Origin of the sequence: Paenibacillus mangrovi (assembly GCF_022898935.1) — a bacterium.
Taxonomy (GTDB): Bacteria; Bacillota; Bacilli; order Paenibacillales; family Paenibacillaceae; genus Paenibacillus_AQ; species Paenibacillus_AQ mangrovi.
On sequence record NZ_JALIRP010000003.1, the window covers coordinates 507,438 to 520,679 of the forward strand.

Annotated in this window: 7 protein-coding genes and 1 riboswitch; all 7 genes read right to left on the bottom strand. The window is 46.9% G+C overall.

What is annotated here, in order from left to right; translation table 11 throughout:
• Positions 1–71: 71 nt before the first annotated feature.
• Positions 72–2,996 carry a family 78 glycoside hydrolase catalytic domain gene (locus MUG84_RS10395; protein ID WP_244724804.1) on the bottom strand — a complete coding sequence of 975 codons (2,925 nt, stop codon included), beginning with the start codon at positions 2,994–2,996 and terminating at the stop codon, positions 72–74.
• 271 nt (positions 2,997–3,267) lie between these two features.
• On the bottom strand, positions 3,268–7,236 hold the full coding sequence (locus MUG84_RS10400; protein WP_244724806.1) for an S-layer homology domain-containing protein: 3,969 nt from the start codon (positions 7,234–7,236) through the stop codon (positions 3,268–3,270).
• Between the two features lie 211 nt (positions 7,237–7,447).
• Positions 7,448–7,535: riboswitch (cyclic di-GMP riboswitch) on the bottom strand.
• 185 nt (positions 7,536–7,720) lie between these two features.
• Positions 7,721–7,873 carry a hypothetical protein gene (locus MUG84_RS10405; RefSeq protein ID WP_244724809.1) on the bottom strand — a complete coding sequence of 51 codons (153 nt, stop codon included), beginning with the start codon at positions 7,871–7,873 and terminating at the stop codon, positions 7,721–7,723.
• A gap of 94 nt (positions 7,874–7,967) precedes the next feature.
• On the bottom strand, positions 7,968–8,318 hold the full coding sequence (locus MUG84_RS10410; RefSeq protein ID WP_244724811.1) for a DUF5808 domain-containing protein: 351 nt from the start codon (positions 8,316–8,318) through the stop codon (positions 7,968–7,970).
• A 139-nt stretch (positions 8,319–8,457) separates the two neighbouring features.
• The gene (locus MUG84_RS10415) at positions 8,458–9,465 is read right to left on the bottom strand and encodes a zinc-dependent alcohol dehydrogenase family protein (protein WP_244724813.1); all 1,008 of its coding nucleotides are present in this window, start codon (positions 9,463–9,465) and stop codon (positions 8,458–8,460) included.
• A 65-nt stretch (positions 9,466–9,530) separates the two neighbouring features.
• The gene (locus MUG84_RS10420; protein WP_244724820.1) at positions 9,531–12,098 is read right to left on the bottom strand and encodes a beta-mannosidase; all 2,568 of its coding nucleotides are present in this window, start codon (positions 12,096–12,098) and stop codon (positions 9,531–9,533) included.
• A gap of 66 nt (positions 12,099–12,164) precedes the next feature.
• Entirely contained in the window at positions 12,165–13,238 is a 1,074-nt protein-coding gene (locus MUG84_RS10425; protein WP_244724822.1) for a BtaManbiosPhlase, read from the bottom strand.
• Positions 13,239–13,242: the final 4 nt, after the last annotated feature.

Here is a 13,242-nt window from a genome sequence, read left to right on the forward strand (position 1 = left end):
CCGCCAGTGCACTGACGGTATGGAGAACATATATACACTTGAAGCGGTACGGTAATCACTCAGCGGTATCCTTATTTGCTTTCCACCATTCTTATTTGCTTCTGCATTCCTTGTGGTACGCGTACCTCTACCTCTACACTGCCAGGCGCAGATACGCTGATGTCCATCGTGTCGCCATCCACGCCCCAGCTTACATCAATCCTGCCGCCCTGCGGCAAAGGCACGCTGCCTCTAGCCCAGGTAAGATCGCATGGCTGAGGCTCAATGAGGATGCGGGTCCAACCAGGATCGGCACGCTTCACGCCTAGAATGCTCTGACCCAGAAAATATCCGGGTGCCGCCGACCAGGCGTGGCAGTGGCTTCGGGTCAAGAGATCCTTGCTTGCCCGGTTTTCCGAAAAATTCGGGTACATCTCCCAGCAGGTCGTGGCATCATAGCGCAGCATCTGTCCATAATTGGACCGAATATCGCTTAGCATCTGCTCATACCGCCCGGCTTCAGCCAGCGCCTCATAATAAAAGAAAGACATGAAAGGACTACCGATCTGGACGAAAGCCGTAGGAGGATTAAGCAGATACGAACCGATAATCTCTTTGCGTCTACCGGATGCCACTCCGGTAAGGTAAGCCAGCACCTGCGTCTGCATACTGAAGATATCCGAACGTCTTCCATCCGAATGGATGCAGTCTAGATACGCCTGCTGCTGTTTTTCCCACAGATGGGCATTAATTGCCGATGACAGTTTATCTGCCGCTTGAAGAAATAGCTCTGCAGCTTCTGCATCTTTGCCTGCGATCCGTGCAAGCTCAGCAGCCTTCCTCAGCGCGAGTACAAGCAGCAAATTTTGATGTGTCACAACTCCTTCATTCGGTTGATCGATCGGGGCCCAGTCCAGCAGGTTCCATCCCCGCATATCGAGCAGCCCTTCCGCATTCAGCTTCTGCAGGTAATGCTCCAGTGTATATCGTACAGCTGGCCAAATATCTACGGCAAAACCAACATCATTGGAATGCTCTACATACTCCAAACAGGCGATAGACCAGAAAAACGTCCAGTTCGGAATGACGCTGCTCCAACCGCTTGGCACCTGATCGATATAGAGCGGGGACATATCTTTGGAGCCCGGAACGAGATGAAGGCATCTTTTCACGATATCCAGCGAGCCAAAAACATAATAGTTGACCAGGGCCTCATTCCGGCTGTCTCCCACCCAAAATACCTGCTCATACGAAGGGCAATCCACGAACGTATCCTCCATGCACAACCTGGTCGTGTGGCGGCTGATATTCCATATTTCATTGAGCAGCGGGTCAGAGCATTGAAAAGCCCCTGCATTCGTCACCGGATACGTACTTTGGTGGACATACACCTCATACAGCTTCACAGGTGCAGCAGCGTCTCGCACCGTCAGCACCATATAACGGAAACCTCGGCGGATCGGTGACAAATAGCGCTGCCTGCCCGCGCGGCATACATACCGGATCGTATTGTCCAATCCGTAGGTGTGCTGCCTGAATTCGTCGCGTATATACTCAATACCACAAATATCTATGACCGTGCCTGCCCCAGCCTCAACCTCGAAGCCGATGAACCCCGTCGTTTCCCGGCCTACATCAATAACGATTTCATAATCATCCGTACTATTTTCCACCCAGGGAATGACCGCAGGCTCCGGCGTTGGCATAATCGCACGCTCCAGCTGGGACGGTATACTGTAGAGCTGCGCCTCTACCGTCCATACGCTGGCACCAAACACATCATCTTCACAGTACAGGGCACCCGGCAATGGATGTATCCATCTGCTCAGATCCTGAAGCTCCTTCCTATTAGCGGCTCCGGCAGCTTTCAAATATTCCGGATGATCCAGCCTCAGCTGCTGTGGGTCCTGATGATCGATATGAACCGCGGTATCAAAAGGTCCAATCAGCACAAACGGCGTCTCTGGCTCTTCCATTTTCTCTGCAGATTTCTTCCATTGCAGTGGTACACCCGCATCCACAGCGAGATGAAAGCTTCCTCCGTGATCCCATGACGTAACGTCGATCAGCACGAAATATTCTCCCGCATCCAGATCCAAAGAACAATATCGTTCGGGCGTGTCCCCAAACCAATCCGTGCATAGCTTGCCGTTCACCCACACCTTCTCTGTCCGCCAGCCGCCCGGAAATCCCAGGGTTACCTTGCCGGATTGCTTCAAGATAAGCTCCCCTGCCAGATAGCCGACATAGCTTACCGGATTGGCATGCTCTATACTGTCTGGCATCATAGCTGCCCTCAGATCCATCGCTGCCGTCCAGGACGGAGCCTTTACACGGCGAAGCGACACAAGGCGGGAAGGATATATTTTCTCCTCTGTCAAAAAGGGAATGTCTCTTGGCTTAAGCCGCTTCCAAGGATCCATACCTGCCGGCCCGATGCATTTGGCCTTTTCCCATGTTGAATCCGGTCCTTCTTCCTGATAATCGATCGGCACCCATCGCTCATCCCATGCTCTTGCATCATATATTTCGGCAAAGCCCTGCTGACAGGACATGCGCGGTGAGTAGGGACCCTGCGCAAGGAGCCTCGAGGTTGACCATGTATCGTCGCTGCAGATTAGCATTGCTTTGTCTACTGGAGCAGCCGCAGCGCCTGATTGATAGAAGCATTCGAGCTCAGCCAACAGCCCGCCTCTGCCCCGAATATAATAGAAGTTCGTTAAACCGAAATGCAGCACATGAACCGCGATGACATTCTGTTCTCCTGCACGCAGGAGATGTCCTACTTCATAAGAGTCGTAAAACAGTTCTTCGCCCCAAGAGCGTACCGGCCCCCGGCCAACCCGTTCTCCGTTAACGTAGAGAATATAGCGGGAATCCGCGGCCAAGTGCAGCCAAGCCACCTCTAACGCTTCCGCAGGTAGTTCAAAAGCTTTCCGGAAGCAGCGCCATTCATTACGGGGACTTTCCTCGTCGCCTCCCCAGATCCACTGCGCGGTCCATGATCTTGCATTCATTTCGTTAATCAGCTCCTTTTCGGATGGACATGATTGTAATTTCCTACAGATGGCCTGTTTTAAATCGAACGAGTTTGCATCACTGGAACTAAATATATTATTTTTTTCTAGCAAAAATACCGGTTATGAGGAACTGCAATCACAGCTTATTTTCCAAAATACAATATCTTTTTGTGTATATAGTCTCACAAAAATAAAGAACCGCCAGTACCTGTATAGGCTGGCGGTTTTGTTTTATTTAAGTCCAAATTACCGGACTCGAGTTAGAGATTTAACGTACAAGGTTGATTTTTTCAACCTTAAAGACGCGGTTTGATTTGTCAGTTATCGTGATTACTACTTTTGCAGGGGTTTTTGTGATATCATACTCACCAAAAGTCCACATCTTGCTATTTACAACACTATCACGGTTGAAAAATGGGGTACTAAGTTGTCCATCTACACCGCCATACTCATCATCTATCTTCTGCAACTCTTCGATTTGATTATAAGTAGCATCACCAACGGTAACATTAGTAGTAGCTGTGTTTGTAGCTATTACATTTCCGATTTCGTCCAATAGAGACACTTCAATGCTCTTAATCATTTCATATGGAAGATTGGTAAGATCAACAATTTTAAAGCCTACATTGTATGCATTACCTAATTCTGGGTCAGCGCCAGGCCAAAATCCAAAGTCTTGTGGTTGTACGTAGTCCAGTGGATTAGGAACTTCTCCTGATACTTCACCAGTCAAGTTATTATTAACAACTTTATAAATGCGGTTCGTGTCATCCATGATAGTAATTACTGCTTTCGAAGGAGTAGTGAAATCATAAGCTGAACTGTCCCAATATTCATTTGAAGCTTCACTATTACGATAGATGAATGCCGCGCTCAGTTGACCATCAAGTTTATTTTCGCCTTCACCATAAAGCGCATCGTCTGCTTGCAGCTTTACAATTTTATCTCCAGTAGCTGTACGTGTTGCAAGTATGTTTCCGCTACCGTCTTCGAGTGAAACTTGGATTTGTTTGATCTTATCGTATGGAAGCTTGTTAAGATCGATCTTAAATCCTACGTTGTACCCTGCACCACTGGAAGTAGCGTCAAACCAATATGCAAAATCTTGAGCTTGCAAAAAGTCTTGGGGATTAGAGACTTCACCAGACGTTCCAGATAGATTGTTATTCTCGTTTTTGTATACGCGACCTTTATTGTCTGTTATTGTGATTACTGCTTTTGCAGGGGTAGAAAAGTCGTATGCTGAACTATCCCAATATTCATTTGAAGATGCTTCACTGCGTTTAATAAACGATGCACTCAATTGACCATCAAGATCGCCATAGGTTTCATCATCTGATTTCAGTTTGTAAATCTGAGAACCAGTAGCAGTACGCTTCGCAATTGTATTTTCGTTAGCATCTTCTAGAGATACTTCGATCTTGTAGATATTTTCATACGGTAGCATGTTCAGGTTAATTTGGAATCCTACATTATAACCTGCACTTTCAGGAGTGGCATCGACCCAATAAGCAAAATCTTGTGATTTTATTGGATTAACCACTGTAACGGAACTATTATCAGATGTGGCTTCAGTTGTGATCGAGTACAGACCTGCTTTATTTTTAACGTTAATCTGGAAGTTAACCAATCCTTCTTTGTCGGACTCGTCAACGACATAAGTAGCAGTGTTTGACCACAACTTATCTCCATCATACTTAACAGATTGGAATGCTTTTGGGTTGCTGCCATTGATCTTGAAGTTGCTAAGCTTAGATACTTCTTGGTTAGACTTAAAAGTTAATGTAATCAAGTCACCAGTCATAGCGAAGGATGAATTTTTATTACTTGACTTAATACTTACTTTGCTAATAACAGGAGCTGTTTTAACTACAGTTACAGAGCTTCCATCTGTTGTGGACTCTGTTGTGACAGAGTAAATTCCTGCGTCATTTTTAACATTGATCTGGAAGTTAACCTTACCCTCTGGATCGGACTCTTCCACTACGTATGTTGCCGCGTTCTTCCATCCGCCATTACCGTCATCGACTGAAGTGAAGTCAGTTGGATTACTGCCGTTGATTTTAAAGTTTCCAAGTTTGAACACTTCTTCTTTGGTTGTAAAGGTGAGCGTGATAGTGTCGCCTACTTTAGCCAATGAAGGGTCGTCGTTGCTAGAAACAATACTTACGTCACTGATCTCCACAGGGTTTTCAACTACAGGCTCTTTTACAATAGTGACCGAGCTATTATCGCTAGTTGCTTCAGTAGTAATCGAATAAATTCCCGCCGCGTTCTTAACATTGATCTGGAAGTTTACAGATCCTTCTTGATCGGAGTCTTGCACAACATAAGTAGCAGTGTTAATCCACTCATTGCCGTTGTCAGTAGAGAAGAAGATATCTGGGTTGTTTCCATGGATTTTGAAATTACCCAATTTGAATACTTCTTCTTTTGTTGTAAATGTCAACGTAATAGTGTCTCCAACTACAGCCTTAGTCGCATCAGCGTTACTTGATTTGATAATTACGTTATTGATTTCGACTGGCTGTTCAATTACCGGTTCTTTTACCACCGTAACGGAGCTGCCATCAGTTGTTGCTTCGGTAGTAATCGAGTAGTAACCAGCGTCATTCTTAACATTGATCTGGAACGTCACAGGACCTTCTGGGTCAGACTCTTCAATTACATAAGCAGCAGTGTTAACGTACACATCGTTACTTACTGTACTTACCACAGAATCGAAAGTGGTTGGGTTACTGCCATTGATCTTGAAGTTATTAAGTTTTTCAACGTGTTCCTTAGTGTCAAATGTCAGTGTAACGGTGTCACCGACTTTTGCCACTGATGGATCGCTATTGTTAGAAGAGATGCGCACGTTACTAATCTCTACAGGTTGATTAACGACAGGTTCTTTTACAACAGTAACGGAACTACCGTCTGTTGTGGCTTCAGTAGTAATCGAGTAAATTCCATTTCCATTCTTGACGTTAATTTGGAATGTAACAATACCTTCAGGATCAGATTCGTCAACAACATAAGTAGCAACGTTAATATATTTGTCTCCATTCTGATCAACAGCATTAGAAGAGAATGAAACAATGTTGCTACCATTGATTTTGAAGTTATTCAACTTCTCGACACATTCTTTTGTTTCAAATGTCAGCGTAATGGTGTCGCCAACCTTAGCGATTTTCGGATCGGCGTTGTTAGAAGAAATATGTACATTGCTAATCTCTACAGGAGCAACAGTTTTAGCACTGACGACTACCTGACAAGTTGCAGTGTAATTTCCGTCAACCGTTTTCACTGTAATTGTTGCTGTTCCTTCTTTAACAGGAGTAACAACACCATTGACTACAGTTGCAATTGCAGTATCGCTGGAAGACCAGACTACATTTTTATTTGTTGCATTCGATGGGGTGATCGTTGCAGTTAGTGTTTCTGTGTTTCCACCTTCAACAAGATTCAATGTAGTTTTATTCAAGGATACACCTTTAACTGATACCGATGGATCTGTAGGTGGTGTCCAACCGCCACCGCCACCGCCACCACTAGTGCTTGGAGGAGTTGGTTCAGGTTTTGGTTCTGGCTTAGGTTCAGGTTTCGGCTCGGAAGTAGGAGGTGTACTCTTTTCGATAAATTTCAATAAATTATCAGCCATAATTGCCGACATTTCGCGTGTGGAAATACCTTTTGGATTGAACGATCCGTCCGGGAAGCCAGAAATCAATTCGTACTTTTGAGCCAATGCAATATAAGGTTTCGCCCAACTAGAAATGCTATCAGCATCCTTAAAGTTAAGGGTAGCGACCTCGTCTTTGCTAATGATTCCTTCATACATAAGTGCCCGTACTAACATGGTAGCTGCCATTTCACGAGTCACTTTTCCATTTGGATCAAACAGCGTATCGTTTACGCCCGTTACAATCCCTGCTTCAAAAGCGAGATCCACGTACTGGGATGCCCAATCAGGCACGTCAGTAAAGTGATGAGATGTTGGCGCTTTTCCTTCAAGCCCCAAAGCCCGTACCAATATTGTTACATATTGAGCGCGAGTCAATTCGGACTTTGGACTAAAATGAGCTGCATCAATACCTTCAATGATACCCTTTTCCTTTAAGTTATTGATTGCATCCTTTGCGTAGGAGCCGTCGATGTCAGTAAATGCATTGGATGCAGCGAGTACGGATGGGGTCATCGTACCCAATAGGAGAGATGATGCTGTTAGCATTTTTGCGACGAAAAGTTTGTTCATTTGGAAATCTATTCCTCCCTAGATTATTTTATCCAAACTAAGTTATACCCTTTTGAAGTAGTCTTGATGTTCTTGCCTTCAACAGTCAACGTTACTTTCCATCGACCTGGCCCTGCAGGATCAGCCGTCTTTGTCAGATTGACTGCTCCAGGATTGGGCCAGATGAGCTCCTCCCCGGAACGCAAAAACGCCCGATTGCATTAACGATGTTAATTGCAACCGGACGATCATAAGTCATAAGACTGTTAGACTCCTAGGCTTTGCGACCTAACCTTTCGATTAGTGTGCCAAATATATGAAATTGTCGTTAATGGTAGATACACTTGTTAAATATCTGATATAAGTTAATAGCCACAAGTAGTATATAGGAACTATCGATATAACCCAATATATACCAACCACCTATGGTTGTCAATTACCGAATATTAGTAGATTGGAACTATTTTTGCATCGAAAATATGAATTTCCCTTTCGCAAAAAGCTGTTATTTCCCCATTTGCTTTTGCAGCTGCTCAAAAACCTGCTTCGTCTGCAGCGGATCCTTTTCATTATAGAAAATATACACATCGTCTAATTTCATCCGGATGTAAGGAGGGTTTTTAAAAATATACAATCTGGACTTGCCTAATTCCTTCAAGCGAAAATGTCCTCGAGCGTACTGGCCTGTGGCTTCCCCATTCGTTTTAGTAACACGGGGTACGCTATCAACCAACGTTAATTCTTGAAGTCGTCTATGCTAAAATCGTAGGAATACATCGGGTATTTGATCTCGATTTTATGGTCAAAGGTACCTTAAGCTCGGGCGACGTCAGCTCGGAACGGATCAGCATAAAGGAAACCCCGATCACGATCACCGCCACGATAAAAACAGTGCCACATATGATCATTTTTCCACCCAAGGTCGCTGTATTGACCGTATCTCCGATTCCGACACGTTTCGGCACAAAAATTCTTTTGTCATTCGGATTATGGTAAGTGAAGCCGTTCACCCAGTATTCGTCATCATCCGTGTACACGACTTTGCCGTCCTGTGACAATACCTCGGTAAATAAGACAACCAACGTAAGCCATACGCCGTCCATGCCTGTGTTCCCATTCGTCAAAAGTATAAATGCCGTTTGTCCTGAAAACCGAATCAGACCCTTTTGGCATGATTGGACAAAAAAAGACACCGACATATCATGTCAGTGTCCTTGTACAGCGAACAGCGCCCTCTAAAAGTTATAATTGGATCATCCCTTTGCTGACGCCAAGCTTCGGATAATCGCGCATGGCCTGAGGCAAATCGTCCAGTGTGAAGCGGTGGCTGACCAGTGGCTCCAATTGAATTCTGCCTTGGGAGACCAAAGCGATCGCTTCCGCATGAGTAAACGGATTGATGAAGGATCCCATGATGCTGAGCTCTTTGGAGAAAATATCAAAAGGACGAATGCTAACTTCCGCATCCGGCGCAGCCACGCCGAATAGCAGAATCTGTCCACCCTTACGAGCGGCGCGGACCGCCATTTCGACTGAATCCTTCCGCCCTACGCATTCGATGACAACATCTGCACTTGAAGCCAGCGCATCCACGGTACCTGGGTCCAAAGGAGAAACCACTTCGTCCGCTCCCAGCTTCCGCAGAGTATCATGCTTAAATACGGCAGGATCGCTTACCGTAATCCGGGAAACAGCTTCCGCTCTTACCAGCTGCAAAAAGATCTGGCCGATAAATCCGCCGCCGACGATCAATACGTGATCCTGAGGCCGGATCTTCAGCTTGCGGAAGCCGTGCAGCACACAGCCCAGCGGTTCAATCAAAGCCGCTTCTTCAAAGCTCATTGTATCTGGAATAGGGTAGCAATTCTCCGCCGGAACGGCGCAGAATTCGCCCATGCCCCCATCTCGGGTAACACCTACCGCTTGCAGATTGTCACATAGATGAAGTCTGCCGCTGCGGCAATACTCGCAGCTTCCACAATAAATATTGGGATCGATCGTGACACGGTCCCCAATCGCTAACGTATCGACACCTTCACCAAGACCGGTTACTTCACCGGCTAATTCATGACCAAGCACAATTGGAGGATGAACCTCCGCCGAACCCGGATGTCCGTGATAGATATGTTGGTCCGTACCGCAAATACCGCAGTTGCGCACACGAATGACGACTTCACCGGGTCCGGGCAGCGGGGTGGAAAGTTCCTTACATGCCATTTGTTCTTGTTCCTGTAATACTGCCGCTCTCATTGATCTCTCTCCTTTTCTCCATGATCCAATCAAAACTAAGCTGTTCCTGTATTCCGCATTAGTTATTAGTTGGCGGTCCCGTTCAACGCCGATACACGTAGCGTGTACCATGGAATATCCTTACCCTCCAACTGTTTAACGTGCAACGTGCGGCTTTGCCCAGGAAGCAGATCAAAATAATTATCCTCCCACTCGATCCACTCCGCATCCAGCTCGAGCTTAACCATTCGTGCCAAATGACCTGCCGCTGAAACCGTCACCGTGCTATCCTGCGGATTCACCTGCACATTTAGACGAGTTGGTTCAAAGTTCATATCTTTATGGTCCAGGAAGTAATAGAAATTGTCCTCCCCTGTTCCATATTCCCACCGGATAACGCATACCGCCTGAGACGGATCAAGGTCTTGCAGCAGTTCCTCCAAAGTGATATCTGCGATGCGCTGCTTGCCCACCGCATCGATGGTGACAGGATAGGAGCGATGATACACACAGCGGCCGTCTATGCCATATACTTTGATTTCCGCAGTCCGCTTAGCCGTCTGCCGGGTATCATTGAGCCCCCACAGAATCAGACGGGAGTCTCCAGGCGTATACTCCGCTGTCAGAAGCACGGGATGAAAGAACTTCCGCGCATAATGGTAGGCCGCCTTCGGAAGGCCATAGTAGTCGATGACCGACCAGCTCGTTCCAGGCCAGCAATCATTGAACTGCCAGAACAACGCTCCGCTCGTCTCCGGTTTGTTTCTGCGGTAATGCTCGATGCCGTATTTCAACCCTTCAGCCTGGGTAAGCATCGAGAAATTCACGTATTCCTCCAGATTGCTTGGAATCCCTGAATAGCCCTCCATCAGCATAATGCCCTTCAGGTGGTTGATATCCTTGTTCCGGTTCATCATTTCGGTACTGCCCCATACGAGCTCCGATTCAGGGATATTCCGCTTGAGAGTATACAAGGTTGATGAGGCGTGCATGCCGAACTCGCTGGCAAATTTCGTATGGTCTTCTTTAAATTTTTTAAAGGACAATCCCTCTATGCTGTAATCCTGAAGCTGAGGCTCGCCAAAGACGCGAGGTTCGATATTGCCGTGCCAGACCTGCCAATTATGCGTATCACCTTCATCGCGGGAGTTGTGGTCATTCCCTCCAAAAGGCGAGCTCGGCCAGAACGTACGTGACGGATCCAGCTTCTCCAGCAGAGCCGGCATCATTTCATGGTAAATTTTCTCCCCGTAAAACGGATGCGGAATTTGACCGCTGGAATGAAGCGCTTCGTACAGCCAATCGTTCTCATTGTTACCGCACCACAGCGCCAAGCAGGTCCGGCTGCGAAGTCGTTTGGTTACATGCTCGATCTCGCGGCGGACATTGTCCATAAAGTTGCGGTTATAGTCCGGATACAGCGCGCAGGCAAACATAAAGTCCTGCCATACCAATATCCCCAGACGGTCGCATTCATCATAGAAAATATCTCTTTCATAGATCCCGCCGCCCCATACTCTTAGCATATTCATGTTGCCACCCTGGGCCATGCGAATCAACCGTGAATATCTGCTGTCCGGAACAGCCGCAATAAAGCTGTCAATCGGAATCCAATTGGCTCCTTTAGCGAATACAGGGACATCGTTCAGCACAAAAGTAAACGTAGGGTTGCCCGAATCATCCCGCAGCTTCAGCTCAAGACTTCTGACACCGAACATCTGACTTCTGCTGTCAATTGCCTCTCCGTCAGCAGACACCGTAATTTGCAGCTTGTATAAAAAAGGCGTCCCGAGATCATGAGTCCACCAAAGCTTGGGCTGAGCCACTTCAAGCCTTGTACTGCCTGTCATCCGGGTTCCAATCGAAGCTCCGTCCATCATGAAGCCTTGGCTCAAATCGACCTTGAATTCCGCGGATGCCACAGCTTCCCCTTTCTCCTCATCGATGAGCTCCACAAAGGCGGTGTAGGTTTTCTTGCAGTCCCAAGCCTTGATCTCCAAAGAAACGTCGACAAGTGCCTGATCCGTACCGATTTCCGCAGTCCGGGCATATACATGCTCCAGCTTGGCATGGCGACTCTTCTCAAGCCGGACTTCCTTCCAAATTCCCGCACACAGCAGCCGAGGGCCCCAATCCCATCCATAGTGGCTTTGATTTTTGCGGGTCCAGACCCGTTCCTTGCTGAATCCGGACCAGTATGTGGATACGGCCTTCTCGCCTACTTTGGCATGAACCGGATCAAACTTAACGGCAATCACGTTTTTGCCAGGCTTCAGCTCGCGGCTTACCTCAAACGTATGGCTGATAAACATATTGTCCGTTGATCCAAGCTCGGCGCCATTCAAATAAACGGTAGCAAAGGTGTCGAGCCCTTCAAATACAAGCTCCATTCTCTCATTCGGACCAGGAACTTCATCCAGTGTGAATACGGTGCGATACCACCAGATCCGATCCTCCACCCACCGGCATTTTTGATCATTGTGTCCGTAGAACGGATCATCGATCAAGCCATGACGGATCAAGGTTGTATGAACATCTCCTGGCACTTCCGACGCCATCCAAAAATAATCGTCAAATAATGGAGAGGCGACTTCCAAATCTCTGGCTTCCCCAATCCGGAAGTCCCGCAGTTTCCAATGGTCTTTAATAATCATAATGTCCCCCCCTGAAAGAAAACGCCAAAACAACTGGGTTGTTTGGCGTTTCTTGTTCAAATGCATTTATACTGTAACTTCAACATACTCGAGGCTGTCCAAAATTTCCTTCACGCTGAGCTCTGCGCAGGCCATGGATGTGTCCGCGACGCCGTAAAACATTTTTACCGTATCGCCTTCAACGATGGCTCCGCAGGAGAACACAACATCTCCAAAAAATCCATGTTTCTCGTACTCAGCCTCCGGCTCCATGACCGGTTTGCTAGAACGGGCAATGACGCGAGTCGGATCATTCAAATCTAGCAACACGGCGCCCATGCAGTATCTGTGGTCTAAGGTCGCCCCGTGATACAGTTCCAGCCAGCCTTTTTCGGTTTTAAATGGAACCGCTCCACCGCCCATTCTGCCGCTGTCCCACATGCCGTCTCTCAAACCGAGCAGATGCTTGTGATTGCCCCAATACAGCAGATTATCGGATTCAGCAATCCAGATTTCCGGATTACCGATGCTTTTCATCGTTGGACGATGCAGCGCATAATACTTTCCGTTGATCTTTTCAGGGAAGATAAGGACGTCTTTGTTATCAGGTCCAAATATCATGCCATGATGCTTGGTTGTCACAAAATCGGTAGTCGAAACCATCGATTCTCCGATCCCTACCGGGGATACCACAGAAAAATAGATATAATAAGTGTCCCCGATTTGGGTTACGCGCGGATCCTCGATGCCGAAGGTTTCCTGTTCATTCGATGGATAAATAAACGGCTTTTCATCCACCGTAAAGTTGTGACCGTCTTTGCTTCTTGCAATCCGGATGTAGGAAAGGGATGTCAAATATTCAAAAGTGCCGCCCTTTGACTTATTCCGGATCACCCGCGGGTCAGAGAAATCATAGCGATCATCGTCCGTACGGAAAGGAATGAGTTCAAGTTCGCCAGTTTGTGCATTATATACAGGTGCTTTTACGATATTAGGGTCGTCGCTGAGCGGGCGCTCCGCTACTCTAAGCAGCATCAGTGTCTCCCCCTGATACTCAGCAATACCGGCATTAAATGCGCCGATAACCTCAAAATCCTCCCGGTGAGGTTTGACGTCAGCCGGCGTGATCAACGGATTTTCTGCATAACGATTAATTTTCATTGTG

What these genes read in the sequence shown, in the direction of transcription:
- MUG84_RS10395 (WP_244724804.1), bottom strand. Translation starts at nt 2,996, where the DNA reads ATGAATGCAAGATCATGGACCGCGCAGTGGATCTGGGGAGGCGACGAG.
- MUG84_RS10400 (WP_244724806.1), bottom strand. Translation starts at nt 7,236, where the DNA reads ATGAACAAACTTTTCGTCGCAAAAATGCTAACAGCATCATCTCTCCTA.
- MUG84_RS10410 (WP_244724811.1), bottom strand. Translation starts at nt 8,318, where the DNA reads ATGGACGGCGTATGGCTTACGTTGGTTGTCTTATTTACCGAGGTATTG.
- MUG84_RS10415 (WP_244724813.1), bottom strand. Translation starts at nt 9,465, where the DNA reads ATGAGAGCGGCAGTATTACAGGAACAAGAACAAATGGCATGTAAGGAA.
- MUG84_RS10420 (WP_244724820.1), bottom strand. Translation starts at nt 12,098, where the DNA reads ATGATTATTAAAGACCATTGGAAACTGCGGGACTTCCGGATTGGGGAA.
- MUG84_RS10425 (WP_244724822.1), bottom strand. Translation starts at nt 13,238, where the DNA reads ATGAAAATTAATCGTTATGCAGAAAATCCGTTGATCACGCCGGCTGAC.